We start from the raw sequence: 20,699 nt of genomic DNA, 5'->3' as shown, positions 1-20,699 counted from the left end.
TTTTGACATCAAGCAAGGCTGACAATTCAAAAATTTGCTAACTAATTTTAAACTTCAGCTTTCTAAGGTTTAGACTTTTTAAAGTTATTATAGCTGTCTAACCATCTATAGATATTTGTATCGCGAATCAGGCAAAGAAGCACACTTTATTTTGTCATAACATAGTCGTGAATAGCATTATGGGAATAAAATAGTATCATATGAGTAAGACTCATTGGGTTAATTAAGTGATCTACTTTTCTAATGGGAAATAAATACCGGATATAACCTGCAGTGAGGAGTTGTTGACCTTATAAATTTTAGCCCTTAAGAGCAAAGCCTTTATTAAAAGGCTATAACTCTAACCGTTAGCTCAAGTATCAGCTTTAGCGCTAAAACAAATTCATTTGGCTATTGGTAATTTCATCAAAACTGGTATTAATAAAGGGTAAAATAGCATCGGCTACCGCCAGTAATTGTCGGTCAATGTAAAATTGATAGTCCAAGGCTGCACTCTGGCAACCTTTCGCTTGTGGGCCGTTGATGGTCATTAGATATTCAATCCAGCCTTTATTTTGATACTTAAGCGCTTTGCCCTGTTGTTTATAAATTTCATCGGCTAGCCTTGCTGCTCTAACATGTGGCGGCACATTTTTAACGTAAAGCTCAAGTTTTCTGCGCAAGCGTTTACGATAATAAAGTAAATCATCATGCTTACCAGCTAAGGTGTCGGCGACCATTTGCTTGATGTAATCGACAACCGGTTCGTCATTAAAAATTTTCAAATACAAAGTGCGTTGAAATTGCTTGGCTAACTCGGTCCAGTCGGTACGAACACTCTCTAAACCTTTAAAAATAAGTTGTTGTTCATCACCTTTTTGCACTAAACCTGCGTAGCGTTTTTTTGTCCCTATGTCTTGGCCACGAATGGTGGGCATTAAAAATTGACTAAAATGGGTTTCAAATTCAATATCAAGTTCACTAACAATATTAAACTGTTCTTTAAGTAACTTTTGCCACTTTTGGTTAATGTAGTCTTGTAAATTTTTACCAAGCGCCCTGCTGTGCTCCGCGCTTTGATTATTACCAGCATGAACAAATATTGAGTCAGTGTCGCCGTAAATAACTTGATAACCTTTTGCTTCAATCCATGATTTAGTGGTTTTTAATATACTATGGCTGCGTTTAGTGATGGAGCCAGATAGACGAGGATCAAAAAATCGGCAGCCGGTTGAGCCTAAAACACCATAAAATGAATTCATAATAATTTTTATCGCTTGCGACAAAGCGGCGTTATTATCTTTTTTGGCGATATCACGCTCTTGCCAAAGCTCAGTGATAATACCGGGTAAAAAATGCTGTTCTCTTGAAAAATAGGCACCATCAAAGCCTGCTATCGCTGTTTCTGGCGACTTTAAACCTTCAATTAAGCCCATAGGGTCAATATTAAAACTGCGGATAATACTGGGATATAAGCTTTTAAAATCTAGCACCAACACGTTTTGATAAAGTCCAGGGGTAGAGTCCATGACAAAGCCACCCGGTGATTCAAAGCCTTGATCGCCATCACCCATATTGGGCGCAATATAACCACTACGGTGTAATTTAGGCAGATATAAGTTGGTAAACGTGGCGACCGAGCCACCAACTCTGTCTATGGCTAACCCCGTTAATTGCGCCCTGAGCATGGCAAATTCTAATAACTGCGTATGTTGAAAAATTAACAGCACTAAGCGACAATCTTCTAAATTATAAATCGCCAGCGCTGTTTTATCATGATGAAAGTTTTCAGTTATTTCCTGAATTCGGTGCTCAACATCGTCAACTTTCTTACCAATACCTAATAAGGTATTCGCGACATTATCAAGTGAAAAACTGGGAAAGTTATAAGTAGCACTTTTTAATAAATCGATACCATCGAGCACTACCCGGCCACTAATTTCAATAAATTTTTGCTCACTGGCTTGATTTTTACGCCAATGAGGCGCTTTACCGTCTCGGCCAATGCTAAATTTAAGTCCATGTAAATCATAACGCTTTTGCAATAAAGCAAAATCGAAATTGATCACGTTCCAACCCATCACAATATCCGGGTCATGTTGGGAGAACCAAGCTAATAAGCTGACTAATAACTCTTGTTCATTAGCCTGCCAGACAATATCAATAACACTGGTAGCTTGTTGCTCGCGGGCTATTTCGTCTGCATTGGCAATCATCAACACCTGCTGACAATGCTCGCTATATAGGCCGATAGAATACAAGTCACCCGACATGGAACATTCAATATCAAGCGATACACTCGAAAGCTCAAGCTCTGTTTGTTGCGCTTTATCAATACCTTTACATTTAACCTGCTCAAAGCGCTGGTAAGCTTGATTGTTGGCTAAAGTTAAATTTACCGCTTGTCCAACAAAGGTGATATCTGCGGTAATAAAGCGCTCCATTAAAAAGCGGTCATCCGGGCGAATGTCATCTTCATAACATTTAATACCCTTTTGCTTTAGCACGGCGCGGGCTTGGTAAAAATCACGCAAAGTTAAAAAATACACTGCTGCTACTGCGGCTTGATTAAAGGCTTTCAGCGCAAGCGCTTTTATCTCATCAGGGTTAAGACCTTGTTTAGCTAAAACTTCTCTAGCATGTTCTACATCACTGACTTCAACAAAAAAAACAGCACGCTCGTTATCAATAATCAATTGCACCGGCCCTTGTGGCGTTTTCAGCCACAGGGTAATTTCAATATGATTGTTTCTATCTGCTGCATTTCGGGTTAACAGAAAACCACGGCTGCTAGCGGACGATTGTGCTGATTGAGCAAATTTTTCAGGAGAAAGTTGCATTAATGGTTCTAATTGTTAATGACAAACTGTTAATATATACAGCAGTGTAAATCATCTTTTGTCGATAGGAAACTACAGCCGCGATGTTAAGCGATAAAATTAAACAAGTTATTAGAACCTCCTATAAAAGCATAGGTGAAAACCTAACTAACTTTAATCCGCGTAAACAGCAAACCTTTTTAATTGCTGAAATTGCCAAAACGCTAGCGGGTGATTACGACAAAGTACGTAAAATTATTACTATTGAAGCGGGCACAGGTACGGGTAAGTCTTTAGCTTACGCACTTGGTTCGATTCCGTTAGCGTTAAGTCGCAACAAAAAAGTCTGTATCGCAACCGCGACCGTAGCATTGCAAGAGCAACTGGTTGATAAGGATCTGCCTTTTTTGAAAAAACACAGTGGTTTAGACTTTAAATTTACTTTGGCAAAAGGACGCCAACGTTATGTTTGTCGGCAGAAACTCGCCCTAGCGGTAGCGAATGACGACAGTCCACAAGCCGGTTTTACCTTCGCAGAAAAGCCTCAAGCAAGTGATATTCGCACTTTAAATAAGATGCACCAAGCGCTCAATGACAACGCTTGGCCTGGTGATATTGACGCTTGGCCAGAGTCAGTTAATCATCATATTTGGCAACAAATACAAGCCGATAAACATAGTTGCTTAAAGCATGTCTCAGAGCATAGTCATTGTCCATTTCATCAAGCCAGAGAGACCATGGACGCTGCTGATGTCTTAGTAGTTAATCATAGTTTACTGCTGGCTGATTTAGAACTTGGTGGTGGTAAAATATTACCAGCTCCTGAAGATACTTTTTATATTATTGATGAAGCGCACCACTTGCCAAAAGTGACCAGAGATCACTCCAGTGCAAACCTCACACTTAAGGGCGCAATCGACTGGCTTAGTAAACTGCAAGAAACCGGTGATAAAATCGCAAAATTGATCAATTCAAATAGTGCCATTTCTCCTTCAATAAAAATGGCTGACGATTGCCAAGATATATTAGCTGACATGCAAAAAGTGTTGAGCTTTATCGATAATAATCGCAGCCTTTATTTTCACCAACCGGTAACAAATAGTAAGCAGATGCAAAACCAACCACTGCAATTTCGTTTTGAAAACGGCATTATTCCGCAAACATTAAAAGATTGGGCAGAAGATTTAACTCAGAGCTCTAAAAAATGTTTGACGCATTTAAACAAGCTTTATAACCTGCTAATGGAATCGGTGAAAGACGGCGATACGCAAATGTATTTAGCTGAGCCATTGTTGGCCGAGTCTGGCTTTATGATCCAACGCTTAGAAAATTTTAATGCCTTATGGCAAATGTATGCCAAAACTGATAGCGACAAAGGTGCCCCTATGGCGCGTTGGTTGGAGCAAATTGAAGGCAAACGTAGCGACTATTTAATTAGCGGTTCGCCTATTGAAGTGGGTTTCACCTTAGAAAATATGCTGTGGTCTAAATGTGAGGGCGCAGTGTTGTGCTCTGCCACTATTCTCGCTTTGAACTCATTCGATCATTTTCGCCGACAAGCAGGTTTAAGAACTGATGACGGTAGCCAATATCAAAAAGTTGACTCACCTTTTGATTATCAAAACAACGCGCAGCTGATTGTGCCTAAAATGCAATATGAGCCGAGTGCGGATCAGTTCACTGACGAATTAATTGCCAAATTGCCCGCACAAATCAAACGCGGTAAAGCGAGCTTAGTGTTATTTTCCTCCTATTGGCAAATGGACAAAGTTGTTACCGCCCTGCGAGAAAAAACCAAACTCAGTATTTTGGTGCAAGGTGAGCAGTCTCGACAAAAAATTATTGAAACTCATAAAGCGCTTTGTGACAAAAAAGAAGACAGCATTATTTTTGGCACACAAAGCTTTTCTGAAGGCTTGGACTTACCCGGCGACTATCTCACTAATGTAATTATTACCAAGCTACCGTTTTCAGTGCCATCATCGCCAGTAGAAGAAGCACAAGCTGAATACATTACCGCTAAAGGTGGTAATCCGTTTATGTCTATCTCAGTGCCTGAAACCTCAAAAAAACTGATTCAAGCTACCGGACGACTACTGAGAAACGAAAAAGATTATGGTGTTGTTACGCTAATGGACCGGCGTGTGGTCAATAAACGTTACGGTAAAGACTTATTAAACTCTTTACCGCCATTTAAGCGAGTTATTGAATAGTAGATGACTAATACCAATCCCATTAAGTTATTGCTCACTTGTACTAGTTAAAATAGCTCAAGGCTGTGTTGCTCTCACTCCCAATAGCCAGCTATTGCTCAATCGAGCGCCTTACCTTGAATTATTTTTCCTGCGCACAACAAGATCACAAACTTAATGGAACTGGTATAATGCGATGGTTGCAGATAATGAGGCTAATCCCTTATTATTTGCTCCATCAATCTGAGCTAGATAAAAATTAGCATAACAACACCTCATGGTGTTTCCATTTATCTACCGGTTGTAAACAATATCTAGACAATTATCATGGTGTTTCAAATACCTTTAAGCCATTAAAAAAGCATGACATTGAAATTTAAGCTTGATTACTCGGTCTTTAACATTGTTATCAACACTTTTATTTAATTGAGGAATTTATATGTCGACAGCTGATCCCCTAACCAACAAAAACTTACAAAGCAACTTGCAATGGTCATTACTATTTTTACGGCTCGGTGTGTTTATCGTGATGTTTGTTTGGACGCTAGATAAGTTTGTTAACCCTGCTCATAGTATTAAAATTTTCGAACATTTTTATAAAATCAGCGGCTTTAATGACATCATTGCTTATTGCTTAGGTGCGCTACAATTAATATTGGTTATCGCATTTTTATTTGGCATTAAAAAACGCCTCAGTTACGGTTTGATTTTTCTGATGCATGCGGGTTCAACGTTATCAGCTTACGCGCTGTATATTGATGCCTTTAATAATTTATTGTTTTTCGCCGCATGGCCTATGTTAGCGGCTTGTGCAGCGCTATATTTACTTCGAGATGCTGATACTAAATTTACTTTAGGAAAGTAACCTATTTATAACGAATGCCTAGTAACTATTCATTATAAAGCCTGCCAAAAGCTCTTGTTCTGTTCACTTTATAGCGTAAATATTAAGTTAAAATTTAAGTTAAAACCAAACCAAAAGCCAAGACAAGACGTCTTGGCTTTTATTTTTATTTCAACCAATTTTATCAAAAAATTTAATGCTTGGGGTTGGTTAACTTTTGTTATTGCAGCTAGTTTTAATTATTTTTAAACTATATTTTTCTTAGCTTCTTATACAGAATTAAAATATAAAGTTTACACCTTAAAATTTACACCTTAAAATATGTAGCATTAAAAGTTCTGCGCCGTTTGTGAGTTTTTTTGCTTAATGGCATCATTTGCTAACGCAGTATTTTTTAACTTGATAACCACACGGCGATCATAAAAACTCACCTCTTTATCTAATGATGCCACCACAGATTGCTGTTCACCAAAAGCAAATAAGCTAATGCGCTCAGCCTTAACACCTTGCTCAATCAGTGCATTTTTAACCGCATTAATACGCGCTAATGAAAGCGCTTGGTTTAGTTCATCACTGCCTTGTTTATCGGTATAACCAGAAAGATCTAAGCTCAAATTAGGTGATTGTTGAACAATGCGCGCTAAACTTTCTATTTGTGCTTGATAATGTGACTTAATTTCACTTGAGCCAGTAGAGAACTGTAAGCTCATTAATAAGTTTTGTGCTTGTAACTGACTCGCCGCTTGATAGTTTTGCTCTAGCGCTAATAACTCAGTTTGATAGCCTTGCTCTGCTTGCTCAATTTGGCTTTGGTAGCGAGCTAACGATACTGCACTACTGTGTTTCTCTGCACTATAGGCAGTTGATAAACTTTCAATTTTATCGGTGGCATTGATGTTTTTTGCAATCATATTACCGGCGACTCCAGTGATAAATGCGCCAATAGGCCCACCTAAAATAGCACCAATAACCATACCTGTGCCAAAGCCAATTTCTTCCTTCAATTGTGCTGAATTATCTTGCTGCACTTTATCTTGCGCTGTTTTTTCATATGAACTTGCAAAGACGGGGCTGACCGTTAAGGCGGAAATTAAAGCAACATTAAGCAATGTTTTGGCTCGAGAAGTTTTGCTTACACTGCGGTTATTTGCTGTAGTTAATTGTCTTGTCATAATCGTGTCTCTCATTAATAGTGTTGGTATAAATAGTTGATGGATAGTCGCGAACTAAACCCTTAATTCGCTTGTTTGTTTTTGATGGTGTTATTAAAGCTTAAAAAAACGACGACTAAAGGCCACAAACATGGCAATTCAGTGAGCAAATGTGGCAACATTATGGCAATGACAACAATTAGCAGCATCGGTGGCGTTTATTCGATATTATTTGAGCCAGATTTTACCCACAACTAGATAAAGGATAAGCAACAGCCATGTCGAAACGGATCGCTATTGTTGAAGATGATGCCGCCATCAGAGAAAACTATGCTGATGTACTGCGCCTACAAGGTTATCAAGTACAAACCTACGCTAATAAGGCAAGTGCTATGCAAGCGTTTAATCTACGCTTACCTCATTTAGCGATTTTAGATATTGGCCTTGAACACGAATATGATGCTGGCTTTGAGTTATGCCAATGGTTGCGATCCAAGTCGACAAGCTTGCCTATTATCTTTTTAACCGCGCGTGATAGTGACGTTGATACGGTATCGGGCTTACGTATTGGCGCTGATGATTATCTCACCAAAGATATTAGCTTACCGCACTTGTCTGCCCGTATTGCCGCACTATTTCGTCGCCAAGACGCCTTAGGTAAACCGCAACAAGCCGACTATATGTTAACTATTGGGCCGTTAACCGTGGATAGTCAGCGCATGAGTATTCAATGGCAAGAGCACAATGTAGATTTAACTATTACTGAGTTTTGGATGTTATACGCCTTAGCTAAACATCCCGGCCATGTAAAAAATCGTAGCCAGTTAATGCAAGACTCAAACATCTATGTTGATGACTCAACCATTACTTCGCATATCAAGCGTATGCGCAAAAAATTCACTCATATCGATAGCGACTTTAATTGTATTGAAACGGTTTATGGTATGGGTTATCGCTGGAACCAAAGCGCCAAAGAAAACTCAGGTAACTAAGCACAATGACAATGAGATGGCGTTTTGGTTTAAGAAGTAAGCTGCTGTTACTCTCGAGCTTTCTATTCACCATTCCATGGTTTGGTTATCAATATGTTTGGGAAATGGAAAAATACCTACGTTATGGCCAAGAGCAAACCATTATCGGCACAGCCAGAGCGCTTGCTACCGCGCTGCATGAGCGAGCAAACTTGTTTAATAATCAAGCCAGTTTTTTACCTAGCGTTGAGAAAGGTAAAGACCTATATAGCTACGGCTTATCAGCACCGATTCAACTCGACGGTTTAAATCAAGACTGGCCCGACTTTGCTAACAAAGCGCACTTTTACCAGCAAAAAAACCAACTTTATAGCCAACTAACACCTGAACAATTATCAATAAATTTTACCGCAGCGGTTGGCACTTATGGTCAGTATTTGTATTTATACTTTGGGGTGATTGACGACAAAGTCATATATCGTGACAGCAATGCCCGCAGCATTATTAATAATGACCACTTAGAGCTGGCTTTTATTAATCCACAAGGTGTTTTTAGTCGCTTTATTATCAGCAATAAAACTACGGGCTGGATAGATGCTTATCGTATTACCGATATTAAGGCAGATATTCCTGAGCCTGCTAGGCAAATTCAAGGACATTGGCGAAATACCGCGCAAGGTTATAATGTTGAAGTGCGTGTGCCATTAACTGAGTTTAACGACAATATCGCTTTTGCGGTGCACGACGTTGATAGCCCCTTAGGTAGCATTCAAGCCTCGCTAGGCTCAGCAGACCCGAGTTCTGCCAACACTTTAGGTACTATTTTAGTACCCTCGCCCGAAATTGAGCGCATTGTTAAAGGCATGAGTTATACCAATTCTAGCATTTGGGTGGTCGACCAACATCATCGTGTATTGGCCACCACAGGTAATATAAAAAAAGCCAGCGGTGTGTGGAATAAGCGCGTTAACATTAATAACAAACGTGTTGATAATACCAATGATAATTTTATATTAGCCACCTGGCATCACCTTGAAAATAAACTACTGAAACCGTTATATGAAAGGATACTAACGCAACCGCCCAGTAATTTTATCGACCAACTTTATGACTCAGAAAACCTCACGGGCAAACATATCAAAAGTGCTTTAGCCGGTGAGCCTATGTCACAGTGGCGTTTAAGCACAGATCAACAGGCGGTGGTGCTATCAGCCGCTTACCCAATATTTATTGATGAACAGGTTAAAGGTGCTGTTATTGTTGAGGAAACCACCAATGGCATTCGCACCTTAAGAAACCAAGCGCTTGAAAAGCTTTTTAGTTCTATTCTGGCCATTATGTTATTGGGCGCGTTGGCATTCTTTTTGTTTGCCTCGCGCATTTCAAATCGGATCAGAACCTTAAGTAATCAAGCTGAAATGGCGATTGACGAACACGGTCGCATCAGTGGCAATGTTGATACCTCAAATACCAATGACGAAATTGGTGATTTGTCGCGTAGTTTCTCCACCGCCGTTAATCGCCTGAGTCAATATAATCACTATTTAGAAAATATGTCGTCACGTTTATCGCACGAATTGCGCACGCCCATTGCCGTAGTGCGAACCTCGTTAGAAACCTTAGCCATGCAACAACAAAGTATCAGCGCAGCAACACAAGCTAATAGCGATAAAAGCCAAGAAATCGCCATTGAAAACCCTTATTTAGTGCGTGCTCAACATGGTATTGAACGTTTAAGCTTAATTTTAACCAATATGAATGAAGCGACCCGAATAGAGCAAATGTTACAAAATACTGACAAAAGTGTCTTCGACTTAGGTCAGGTTTTCAACGGATGCATGCAAGGTTATCGCTTGATTTACCCTAAGATAGATTTTTCATTTAGCGATATGCCAGCAGGAAAACATCAAGTTTTCGGTTCACCAGAACATATAGCGCAGTTATTAGATAAAGTGATTGCCAATGCGGTAGAGTTTTCTGACGATAAAAAAATTACCGCTAGCGTCGCCAGTAATAATCACCAGATCACTTTAACCATAAGTAACAACGGTGAGTTATTGCCTGAACAAATGAGTGAACAGCTGTTTGACTCTATGGTATCAATCAGGAAAAAACACAATAATGAACAGCCCCATTTGGGCTTAGGCTTGTATATTGCGCGCTTAATTTGTCAATTTCATAGCGGCACGATAAAAGCAGTGAACCAGCAAACTCAACAAGGCGTTGAGGTTATTATTACCTTGCCATTAACAAAATAATGTTAACGGCTTAAGCTCTGATGTTTGTCTGACAATTAAACCCGCGCTTTGACGGGTATTGTTGCTACGGCTATTGTTGCTACGGCTATTGCAAATTTGATCATGGCAACTCAGATTATTGAAACTAAGACAAAGGCTATTCAATACCAATATATTTGTGTACTTGCACCGATAAGCGCCAGTTATTTTTAATACAAGCGGCAATAGCAAGCTCGGTCGCACGTTGTTTTTGGCTAATCGGTTGTAAATAAATTTGCTTGTTTTCTACTTGATGTGTTGCCAATAACGCTTTTAAATCGTCAATATGTTGCTCAGTAGCTACCGGATGTTTAATTTCATTTGCCCTTTGCATAGCACTGGCTAAAATTTTGTAACCGCCACGCATATTCACTTTTGGCGACACAGTAACCCAACATTGTGTAGAAACTCTAATTTCAAAGGTGCCTGAGGTTTCTACCTGACAGCTATAACCTTGTGCTTCAAAATATAAACACAAGGTGGTTAAGTCTTCCATGCAAGGTTCGCCACCGGTAATAACAATATGTTTAGCGTTAAAGCCCTGTTTAACAAAAATTGCGGCAATATCATCTAATGATAAATTTGACCATTGTTCGGTCTCTTCTATCTTACTTAACAGTTGCTTACTGGTGATTTCCAATTCAGGATGAATGTCCCAGGTATGTTTAGTATCACACCAAGAACAACCGACAGGACAGCCCTGTAAACGAAGGAAAATTGACGGTTGGCCGGTAAATGAGCCTTCGCCTTGCAGAGTTTCAAACAATTCATTTATTTTATAACGTGTGGTCATTTCTTTAATGCTTAGATAATTTCTAGTAGAATGCGCAAGTTTATTATACCCCAAGAGACCTGCAAATATGAGTAATAAAGTCGTAGTAATTTTTTCTGGTGGCATGGATTCATTCACCGTACTGCACCGCGCTTTAAAAGACGGCAAAGAAGTCTATGCATTAACCTTTGATTATGGCCAAAAACACGTGAAAGAAATTGCCTGTGCCAGTAAAGTTTGTCAACAACTGGGGGTTGCTCATAAGGTTATTGATATTTCATCAATTAATCAGTTATTAGCGGGATCGTCTTTAACTGATGATATTGACATTCCTGAAGGTCATTACGAAGCCGAAAGTATGAAGTCAACGGTTGTACCTAATCGCAATATGATTTTACTCTCGTTAGCGGTGGGTTATGCGGTATCGGTAGCAGCGGCGCAAGTTTATTATGGTGCCCATTCGGGTGATCATGCGATTTATCCTGATTGTCGACCTGAATTTGTTATGAAAATGAATGAGGTTTGTCAAATCGCCAACTATCAAGCGGTTGAGATCTTTAGCCCTTATTTAGCCAATAGTAAATCTGATATTTTAACTGATGGTTTGAAAATGGGCTTACGCTACGATGACACTTGGACTTGTTACAATGGCCGAGAAAAAGCCTGCGGTAAGTGTGGCGCATGTCAAGAACGCCTAGCAGCCTTTGCTGACAATAATGTCACCGACCCGTTAGCTTACGAATAAGCTTATTTGATAAAAGCTATTGATTAAACTGATTTTCTGCACTAGCTGACTCAAGCTAGTTAAGTAAAATGTAAAAAGGGACAATAAAATGTCCCTTTTTTGTGTCTATGTTTCAGTGCTTAGCTTTGCACTAATTATTTTTCATGGCTTAAACAATATACCCATCTACTGACCGTAAACTTAGTCGGTAAATAACGTACTGTGTAAACGCTCAACCACTTGGTTAGCATCTGCTTCTGGCACAAGAAAACAAAGATTATGATTGCTCGCGCCGTGACATATCATGCGAATATTAAAATCATTCACTTTGTCAAAAATACTACTGCCGACACCTTTAGTGCCGTGAATTTTATTACCGATCACCGCTATTAAACTTAAACCATGTTCTACACTGACTTCACAAAGTTGTTCTAACTCTTCTACCACCGCTTGAGTTAACAAAGCTTGTGTTGAGCCATAAGGGTTGTCAAAGGTTAGCGCGACACTGATTTCACTGGTGGTAATTAAATCAACACTTAATTGGTGTTTTGCTAATACGGTAAAAACTTTCGCTAAGAAACCACTGGCATGGAGCATTTCTGGGCTTTTGACTGTCACTAAGGTTTGCTCGCGTCGCAGCGCAATGGAACGATAGGTAGGGTTAGACTCAACTTGGCGCTGTATTTTGGTGCCTCCCACATTAGGCTCTTTACTTGAACCGACAAAAACAGGAATATCTTGTCGCATAGCGGGGATTAGTGTTGCTGGATGGAGAATTTTCGCGCCAAAGGTTGCCATTTCTGCCGCTTCACCAAAACTAATTTCATTGATCGAACGTGCTTGATCTGTTATCCGTGGATCGGTAGTAAAAATACCCACCACGTCAGTCCAAATGCTTAAATTACTGGCTTGAACCGCTTCAGCTAACAACGCTGCGCTGTAATCAGAGCCACCGCGGCCTAAGGTTGTAGTATTGCCTTGCTGATCACAGCCAATAAAACCTTGCGTAACGATAACTTGTTCATTAAGTAAGGGGTAAAGTAGTGTTTTAGTATTAGCCGCCAATTGAGTTAAATCAACTTGCGCTTTGCCATATAAGCTATCAGTTTTCATCACTTGGCGAACATCAAAATAATGACCATTAACATCGACGAGTTGTAGCACTTGGGCAAAAATTCGTGAGCTAAATTGTTCACCAAAACTAAGGATTTCATCACTGGTTTTTGTGCTGTATTGCTTGGCTTGTTGCTCAGCACAAGCGCGTAAAGCATTTAACAAGCCAGATATTTCTTGATCAATGGCTTGATGGTGATCAAAATGTTGAGTTATGGCAAATTGAATATCAGCAATATGGGTAATAATTTGTTGTTGTTCGCTTAATGAAACGTCTGCTTGGCTTAAACGTACTAAATGATTAGTAACACCGGCACTGGCTGACACCACCACTAAGCGGTTAGTGCTATTGTTTTTAATAATGTCCGCGCAGCGTAACATCGCATGAAAATCAGCAACACTGGTGCCACCAAACTTTGCAACGGTAATATTTTCAGTATTGGTATGATCAATGATTACAGACATACAAATTCTCCATGAGTTCGAGCTTGAATGGTTAAACATTCGAGTTTATCGCAAGATGTATATTTGGATAATAATGTGCTAACGCTAAGACGATTAAGGCTGGTAAGATGGGATATTAACATAAAAATTCTTCCTAAACGCCTGCATTGCTGATGGTATTTTATTAAATATAGCAAATCTAACAGGCAAATAACTAACAGGAAGAGCATGACTGAGCGTAGAGCGAATTAGGTTAAAACCAGTTATTCAGTCGGTACTATTCAGCCAGAAGCTCTCCACCCTATGCTAAAAAAACTTGTGTTTTTTTAGCGGTGACAGCCCTAAGGATTCAGCCCTAGCGACCGAATATGATATGCCCCCATATCAATATTCTCGGCAAATGTCCCCTTCAGTAACAGTCAAAGGATTGGGTCCTCATGTTACCTGCCTGGCAATTGCGCCTCTTCTGGTGCGAAAGTTTGTCTATTTCTGCACTACTTCATTAACAACATCATCATACCTGATTGATAAAGGCATTATAAAAGTGGAATAAAAATTCTAACTTTCAACACAGTCATTAAACCCTATCTAAAATTAAATATCAACAGACTTTTAGACGTCCAAATAAAATAGTTTGTCACAATTAGCTACTGCTTCAAGGTCTTATAATTGTTATGCTTGAATATATTGCAACTTATTATCCTATTTTTATACCCTATTTTGGACTGAGTAACATGGATCTATTTCTACTAAAAAAAATTATCAGCTTAATGATCATGCCACTGAGCATAATTATATTACTGTTAATTATCGCCATTATTTTTTATCGTTTAAAACCAAAGTTGAGTTTTTGGGCGCTATTTAGCGCAACCACTTTTTTGTTTTTGAGTACCTTCCCGCCTTTATCCGATAACATCATGGCGTCATTAGAGGATAATTATCCCGCGTTTACCCGCAGCAATAAACCGGTTGATTATATTATTATTTTAGGCGGTGTTCACACCAGCGTTCAGGGTTTGCCTGCAACCAGTGAGTTAAAGTCTAGTTCACTAGAAAGGTTAGTTGAAGCTGTTCGTATTTACCGATTGCACCCTGAAGCACAAATAATTACCTCAGGTTTTTCGGGTGGCGATGTTAGTTCAAATGCGGAAAAAGTTAAGCAAGCAGCGATATTATTAGGTGTGCCAAAAAATAAAATATTAACCGAAAATTTTCCACAAGATACTGAAGAAGAAGCGCAACTTATCGCACCACGGGTGTTAAATAAAAATGTTGTACTCGTCACTAGTGCAAATCATTTACCCAGAGCCATGGCCTATTTTCAACGATATGGCGTCAATGCAATACCGGCACCGGCAAGCCCATGGGTTAAAAGCAATGGACTTACCCCATGGTCTTATTACTTACCGCATGCTAAAAAGTTACAACAAACCACTACGGCTTGGTACGAAACGCTTGGGCGGATTGTGCAATGGTTTAAAGGCTAACGGCTGACAAATCAAGCAATAGCGGCAATTTGCACAGCGCTACTTAATGACAAAGACACCATAGTGCAGCGACAAATTTTCATAACGCTAGCTAAATACAAAACACAATAGTGCTGCATGATCAGCAGTATTCATCTTACAGCTATATTGCTATTGATAATCGCCGCTTATGCCGGATTATCAATATCAATAAACTTAGCTTCGAGTGGCAAGTGTTGATTAAAATGTTCAGCTAAAGCTTTAGCTCCATAGCGCTCGGTGGCATGATGGCCAGCACAATAAAAGTGAATGTCCATTTCTCGCGCCACATGAGTGGTTTGCTCAGAAACTTCACCACTGATAAAAGCGTCTATGCCCTGCTCAGCTGCTAACTCAATATAGCCTTGCCCGCCACCGCTGCACCAAGCAACCGTTTTAATGGCTTTATTTGATGGTGGTGCTATGTGCAAGCAAGTTCGGTTAAGCTTTTCATTAATACGTTGCTCAAGTGCTTGTGGGCTAAGTGCACTGTTAAAGTCTCCACGCACAGCAACACTCAAAGCGTTACCCTCTTCCAATGGCGCAACATTATTGATTGAAAATAACGTCGCTAACTGAGCGTTATTACCTAAGCTTGGGTGAATATCTAAAGGTAAGTGATAAGCAAATAAACTGATGTCATTTGCCAATAACGCCTTAATGCGTTTATGCTTCATGCCGCGAATGACATAACTTTCATTCTTCCAAAAAAAGCCATGGTGCACCACTAAGGCATCGGCTTTTTCAGCAATCGCTTGTTCGATTAACGCTTGTGTCGCGGTAACACCCGTAATAACCTTACTGACTTTGTCTCGCCCCTGAATTTGTAGGCCATTTGGACAAAAATCTTTAATTTGTTCAGGCTTTAATAAGCTGTTTAAATAGTTTTCAAATTCATGAAGTTGCATTAATTAATTCTGACCTTAAATATTGAGTTGTTATATCTAGTATTGTTTTTAGTTATTATATTCAGTACTGCTTTACCATTACTGATTGGATTTTTTACTTATTTTTCTTGATGAGTTCATCGTTGGTACCTTTACCGGTTCAAAGTGAGGCCTAAGTTGCCATTTGGGTTTGATCGGCGTTAAAGGTAATACGCGCTTTTTCGCCACAATGACATAAACAGAGCCTAAACTTGGAAAATAACGTGTGGCTATATTCTGCCAATGGTTGCAAAAAACACCTTGAGTAAGTTGCCCAGATAATGACGAATGTAAAAACCGTTTATCTAATTGGATTTCAAAGCCCATCAAGTGTAGCCAATCTTTCACTCGCATGGGTGAGAAAAATCTTTCATTCCAAGGTGTTTGCTTGCGCCTATAAGGAATAAATTGATTAAGGCCAGCTAAGCTAAAAGGATTAAATCCAGTGATCACTAAATAGCCATTAGGAATTAATACTCGGTTCGCTTCACGCACCACATGATGAGGGTCTAACGAAAACTCCAAAGCATGCGCTAACACGCAGACATCAACACTGTGCTTTAATAACGGTAAATCATCAATTTCAGCAATAATATCACTTCCCCCCACCTGGTTAGTTAAGGTTAATTGATGCTTAATGGGGCTATCTACACTCGCTATTTCACCGCTTAAAGCGCCAATTTTCAGCATATGATAGCCAAAAAACTTTGGCCACCATGGGGCTAGTACTTGATTAATATTGGCAACTATCAAGTCACCATTGGGTATCTTCTGCCAAGATTTTGGATAATTAGGGGGCCTAAACGCGAGTGCTGGCTTCATTATATTAAACAGTCGAAAAAGTAAGTATAATCATATCTTCAGTATACTCAGGAGCTACACATGCAGCAAACCCAAAGCAGCACTAATATGAAAGTTTCCATGATAAAGGCCTTTTCAGATAATTATATCTGGGCTATTTCATCCGACTTAAGTCACAACATGGCTTTAGTTGACCCCGGTGACGCCGATGTTTGTATCGAATTTATTGAACAACAAAAACTGCAACTGTCGAGTATTTTGATCACTCACCATCACCCAGATCACGTTGGCGGCATAGACAAACTCGTTGAGTATTGTAAAAACAAGCACTGGCCATTGACCATTTATGGTCCTGAAAGTGAAAAAATTCCACATTGTGACGTCGCGCTCAACGAGAACTCTAAGGTAAGCCTGACTGATCTAGCCCTTGAATTTGACATTATTGATCTTCCGGGTCACACCAGCGGCCATATAGCCTATTTATCACAAGATAATTTATTTTGTGGTGACACCTTGTTTTCAGGCGGCTGTGGCAGACTTTTTGAAGGTACGCCGAGCCAAATGTTATCATCATTAGAAAAGCTTAGCGCATTACCTGAGCGCACCCATGTATATTGCGCACATGAATATACCCAAGCGAACCTTAACTTTGCTCTAACCGTTGAACCCTGTAATAGTGAGTTGGTCCATTATTATAATCAAGTACTACAAAAGCGTGAACAAGACATTGCTACTATCCCAACATCAATCATGCTTGAAAAGAAAATCAATCCGTTTCTTCGCTGTAACGAGCCTAGTCTGATGACAAGTGCGGCCGAATTCAGTGGTGATAACGTCAATGATAAATTACAAACATTCACCATTATCCGCGCATGGAAAGACAATTTTTAAGGCGTTTTTATTGCGCAAATCTTGAATAACCGCCCTAAATAAGTAACACTAGCGGCTAGTAAATTTAAATAGACTTTGCATGAAGAATATAACCCTATCTATCGCAACCGTACTACTATTGTCCGGTTGCCAATCAATTTCAAACCAAACTAAACCGAATAACCTTGAAACTCATACAGAAAATCAAGTATTTATCGATGTAGCCTCATCAGCAGAAATCAATCAAGCGCTGCTAGTTGATGAAGCTATTGACGTTATTCATCCCGTTGCCGATGGTGATATAGATCTGGGCAATGATTTAAAAGAAAACTATTTGTCAAATGACCTTTGGCAGCGAATTCGCAGCAAGCTTGAATTTTCGATACCCGAGGAGCCTCGTCTTGTGAGCCAACGAAATTGGTTTATTAAGCACCCCGACTACCTAAATCGGGTTGCTAAACGCGCTGAGCCATTTTTGTATTACATCGTTGAAGCGTTAGAAGCGAACGATATGCCAATTGAAATTGCTTTATTACCTATTGTTGAAAGCGCTTTTGACCCTTTTGCTTACTCACATGGTCGTGCATCAGGTATGTGGCAATTTATTCCCAGCACAGGCAAACGCTTTGGCATGAAACAAAATTGGTGGTTTGACGGACGACGTGACATTGTTGCCTCAACCCAAGGTGCTATTAAATATTTAAAATACTTAAACGAGTTCTTTGATGGTGATTGGATGCTAGCGCTCGCCGCTTACAACTCAGGTGAAGGGCGAGTAAGACGTGCGGTTAGAAAGAATAAAAAGAAAAACCTACCTACAGATTTTTGGTCTTTAGATTTACCCAAGGAAACTCGTGCTTATGTGCCTAAATTATTAGCGTTAGCTGATATTGTAAAGCGTAGCGACGAATTTAAAATTAAACTGCACGAAATTGATAATAGCTCAGTGATCAGTCAAGTCAATATTGGCTCACAGCTTGATTTAGCCAAAGCAGCGCAATTAGCTGACTTGTCATTAACAGAGCTGCAGCGACTCAATCCAGGTTTTAATCGTTGGGCAACGGACCCTGACGGCCCGCATTATTTATTGTTGCCCAATCACAAAATAGCGAACTTTAAGCAAGGCCTTGCCAAATTGAGTAAAAAAGAGCGTCTAGCTTGGCAACGCTATAAAATTAAAAATGGCGACAATTTAGGTGAAATAGCGCAAAAATTTAATACCGAAATAGCGTTAATAAAACAAGTGAATAACATTAAAGGTAATCAGATCAGAACTGGGAAATTTTTATTAATTCCTGTTGCTACCGCATCATTAGACAGTTATTTGCTCTCACAAAATCAACGTTTAGCGAAAACACAAAATAAAGTACTGGCCGGTGAAAAGCGCATTCATATGGTGAGGTCTGGTGATACCTTATGGGACATTAGCCACGCCTATGGTGTTCCAACCCGTAGTCTCGCAAAATGGAATGGTATGGCACCAAGAGACCCTATTAAGCCCGGACAAAAACTGGTTATTTGGCAAAAAACAGCGGTTACAACACTAGATTCAAATACCATGACGCCTAGCGAAAAAGCGATAATGCGCAACATTCATTATCGCGTACGCAAAGGTGACTCTTTTGCTCGTATCGCTGATAAGTTTAACGTGAAGATAAAAGATATTGAACGTTGGAATAGCCTTAATCGTGACAAATATTTACAACCGGGACAAATGTTAAAGCTTTCGGTAGATGTCACGAATAATATTTAGCACATTAATATTGATAAACTAGCACTGAAACTTTAGCTGTAAGCAGATAGTTGTTAAGGAGAAAGTTGCTAAGTAAAAAGTGCTAAGGAGAAAGTTAAAAAACGCTAACTGGGTTAGCGTTTTTTTGTGCTGAAATAAAGCATCATTCATTTGTCATATAAACACTTTTATAATATTAAAGTGTTTATAACTAAACGGTTATAACCCGGCAACACCTTGAGTAATAATGTTTTTTGTTTGCTTAACAATATCCATCAATGCTTGTTGATCAAAGGCTTTAATTTTTGGGGTATGAATATGACCTACCGGTAAAGTTAAATAATATTGGTCGCGTAATAAGATACTGCGATAAGATATTTCATTAGAAAGGTAACCGCCACCTGAGCCACTAACCGAGGTTTGCTTAACAATATCTGCCAGTGATTGGCCCTTAAATGTACCACCTGATAAGGTCGATATTTTTCGATTATCGTTGACTTGATATTTACCTGCGCCCTGTAACATTACCGATATAGGTAGGCTAAATTCAACAAATTCAGGGCCCTGCAACGGTGCACTTTTAAGCTTTGGTACTAAGGGCTTATTTTTTGTCGCACCGGTTACTATATTAAGATTATCTGGCGCGTTAGCACTGCGCCTTAATGCTGGATAGCGTTCTAAATCAAAGTTTTCTCTGCCCATGCTGAATGTTAATACCATATCAACCGATTTACCCTGAATATAAGGCGCTAGTAATTCTTCTATCATGCCTTGGTCAAAATCAGCAAAACGTACTGGCACGATTAACACTTCAATTTCTGCGCTTTTCCCTTCAATACTGATCACTAAGTCATCCAAAGATAATGCAACAACGCCTGATGGATTACTTTGGTCGATATGCCTGTCTAGAAAAAAGGGATCAAAACCGGTCAATAAGATTTTCTTATCTGCTTTTTTATCAAATTTAACATCCATTTGCCCACGAGATAATAACTCCAGTGTCCATAGCAGCTTGTGTTGTTGATTAGGAAACAATATCGCAAATGCTTTTGTAGCGCGTAACGCTTTGCTCATTTGTAAGCGCGCCCAATATAACGGTCGGTCGTCATAGTCGTTCAATTGATTAAATGACTTTTTCGCATCCAACCATAGCCCGGTACCGTGACGAATAGTTAACTGGGTCAACACCGTATAGCTAGTTGCTTTATTTAATTGGCTGGCAAACTTTTTGACTCGTGCGCTTAGTCTTGGCACAACATTTGGCATTACTTTAAGTGCTTTTTCAATGCGCAGCTCCTCAACCGTTAATGCAACATAGTTAATTTCTTGGCTACTGGTTGATAAACTTAAGCCAAGCGAAATGGCGACAACAAAGATATTTAAGGTTATTTTACTTACAGTTTGTAACATTTATTGCTCTTACTTATGATTAAAATTCAAATAAAATGGCGAATTTTTCTATTCCTATCATTAATATATTAGGGTATCTACTTTTTTAACACTAGTGATTATTGGCGCGCAAAAACCGATTTTTATACCTTATGGTGTTATTAGAGTAAAAATACTATTGATTTTTTATC

At 39.4% G+C, this 20,699-nt stretch carries 15 protein-coding genes and 1 riboswitch; of the genes, 8 read left to right on the top strand and 7 right to left on the bottom strand.

The annotated features are described in order from the left end of the window. Positions 1-371: 371 nt before the first annotated feature. Entirely contained in the window at positions 372-2,819 is a 2,448-nt protein-coding gene (locus ESZ39_RS01285; protein ID WP_146877980.1) for a DNA polymerase II, read from the bottom strand. Positions 2,820-2,902: 83 nt separating this feature from the next. Here ESZ39_RS01285 and dinG point away from each other — a divergent pair, with 83 nt between their 5' ends. Both dinG and ESZ39_RS01275 read left to right on the top strand, forming a co-directional pair. Then, positions 2,903-5,011 (top strand): ATP-dependent DNA helicase DinG, encoded by a 2,109-nt coding sequence (gene dinG / locus ESZ39_RS01280; RefSeq protein ID WP_146877979.1) that lies wholly within the window; start codon positions 2,903-2,905, stop codon positions 5,009-5,011. 418 nt (positions 5,012-5,429) lie between these two features. After that, positions 5,430-5,855 carry a DoxX family membrane protein gene (locus ESZ39_RS01275; RefSeq protein WP_146877978.1) on the top strand — a complete coding sequence of 142 codons (426 nt, stop codon included), beginning with the start codon at positions 5,430-5,432 and terminating at the stop codon, positions 5,853-5,855. A 308-nt stretch (positions 5,856-6,163) separates the two neighbouring features. Here ESZ39_RS01275 and pdsO read toward each other — a convergent pair whose 3' ends face one another. After that, the gene (gene pdsO / locus ESZ39_RS01270; RefSeq protein ID WP_191321676.1) at positions 6,164-7,006 is read right to left on the bottom strand and encodes a sortase-associated OmpA-like protein PdsO; all 843 of its coding nucleotides are present in this window, start codon (positions 7,004-7,006) and stop codon (positions 6,164-6,166) included. Positions 7,007-7,263: 257 nt separating this feature from the next. On the opposite strand from pdsO, the gene pdsR reads away from it, so the two are divergent. Together pdsR and pdsS are read left to right on the top strand one after the other, a co-directional pair. Further along, positions 7,264-7,977: a proteobacterial dedicated sortase system response regulator gene (gene pdsR, locus ESZ39_RS01265; RefSeq protein WP_146877976.1), complete on the top strand. Its 714-nt coding sequence runs from the start codon at positions 7,264-7,266 to the stop codon at positions 7,975-7,977. A gap of 5 nt (positions 7,978-7,982) precedes the next feature. Beyond that, positions 7,983-10,214, top strand: coding sequence for a proteobacterial dedicated sortase system histidine kinase (gene pdsS / locus ESZ39_RS01260; RefSeq protein ID WP_146877975.1), 2,232 nt, complete (start codon positions 7,983-7,985; stop codon positions 10,212-10,214). A 136-nt stretch (positions 10,215-10,350) separates the two neighbouring features. Here the strand turns inward: pdsS and queE are convergent, their stop codons facing one another. Further along, entirely contained in the window at positions 10,351-11,025 is a 675-nt protein-coding gene (gene queE, locus ESZ39_RS01255) for a 7-carboxy-7-deazaguanine synthase QueE (protein ID WP_146877974.1), read from the bottom strand. Positions 11,026-11,092: 67 nt separating this feature from the next. Between queE and queC the strand changes: the two genes are divergently transcribed. After that, positions 11,093-11,749 carry a 7-cyano-7-deazaguanine synthase QueC gene (gene queC / locus ESZ39_RS01250; RefSeq protein ID WP_146877973.1) on the top strand — a complete coding sequence of 219 codons (657 nt, stop codon included), beginning with the start codon at positions 11,093-11,095 and terminating at the stop codon, positions 11,747-11,749. Between the two features lie 180 nt (positions 11,750-11,929). Here queC and lysC read toward each other — a convergent pair whose 3' ends face one another. Beyond that, positions 11,930-13,306, bottom strand: a complete 1,377-nt coding sequence (lysC, locus tag ESZ39_RS01245; protein WP_146877972.1) for a lysine-sensitive aspartokinase 3 — start codon at positions 13,304-13,306, stop codon at positions 11,930-11,932. A gap of 260 nt (positions 13,307-13,566) precedes the next feature. Continuing rightward, a riboswitch (Lysine riboswitch) is annotated at positions 13,567-13,759 on the bottom strand. 260 nt (positions 13,760-14,019) lie between these two features. Between lysC and ESZ39_RS01240 the strand changes: the two genes are divergently transcribed. Continuing rightward, positions 14,020-14,772 (top strand): ElyC/SanA/YdcF family protein, encoded by a 753-nt coding sequence (locus ESZ39_RS01240; protein ID WP_146877971.1) that lies wholly within the window; start codon positions 14,020-14,022, stop codon positions 14,770-14,772. 167 nt (positions 14,773-14,939) lie between these two features. Here the strand turns inward: ESZ39_RS01240 and ESZ39_RS01235 are convergent, their stop codons facing one another. Continuing rightward, positions 14,940-15,698: a Nif3-like dinuclear metal center hexameric protein gene (locus tag ESZ39_RS01235; RefSeq protein WP_146877970.1), complete on the bottom strand. Its 759-nt coding sequence runs from the start codon at positions 15,696-15,698 to the stop codon at positions 14,940-14,942. Between the two features lie 78 nt (positions 15,699-15,776). Continuing rightward, a complete protein-coding gene (locus ESZ39_RS01230; protein ID WP_146877969.1) occupies positions 15,777-16,538 on the bottom strand; it encodes a class I SAM-dependent methyltransferase in 762 nt (253 codons plus the stop codon). Between the two features lie 60 nt (positions 16,539-16,598). On the opposite strand from ESZ39_RS01230, the gene gloB reads away from it, so the two are divergent. Both gloB and ESZ39_RS01220 read left to right on the top strand, forming a co-directional pair. Next, positions 16,599-17,408 carry a hydroxyacylglutathione hydrolase gene (gene gloB, locus ESZ39_RS01225; protein ID WP_223270193.1) on the top strand — a complete coding sequence of 270 codons (810 nt, stop codon included), beginning with the start codon at positions 16,599-16,601 and terminating at the stop codon, positions 17,406-17,408. 79 nt (positions 17,409-17,487) lie between these two features. Beyond that, positions 17,488-19,140 (top strand): LysM peptidoglycan-binding domain-containing protein, encoded by a 1,653-nt coding sequence (locus ESZ39_RS01220; RefSeq protein ID WP_146877968.1) that lies wholly within the window; start codon positions 17,488-17,490, stop codon positions 19,138-19,140. 198 nt (positions 19,141-19,338) lie between these two features. On the opposite strand, the gene ESZ39_RS01215 is transcribed toward ESZ39_RS01220, so the two are convergent. Next, complete coding sequence (locus ESZ39_RS01215; protein WP_146877967.1) at positions 19,339-20,529, bottom strand: hypothetical protein; 1,191 nt, start codon at positions 20,527-20,529, stop codon at positions 19,339-19,341. Positions 20,530-20,699 lie beyond the last annotated feature (170 nt).

Source organism: Colwellia sp. C1TZA3 (assembly GCF_007954265.1).
Lineage (GTDB): Bacteria > Pseudomonadota > Gammaproteobacteria > Enterobacterales > Alteromonadaceae > Cognaticolwellia.
The sequence above is the reverse complement of the archived record's forward strand: the minus strand, read 5'-3'. Positions and strand labels throughout refer to the sequence as shown.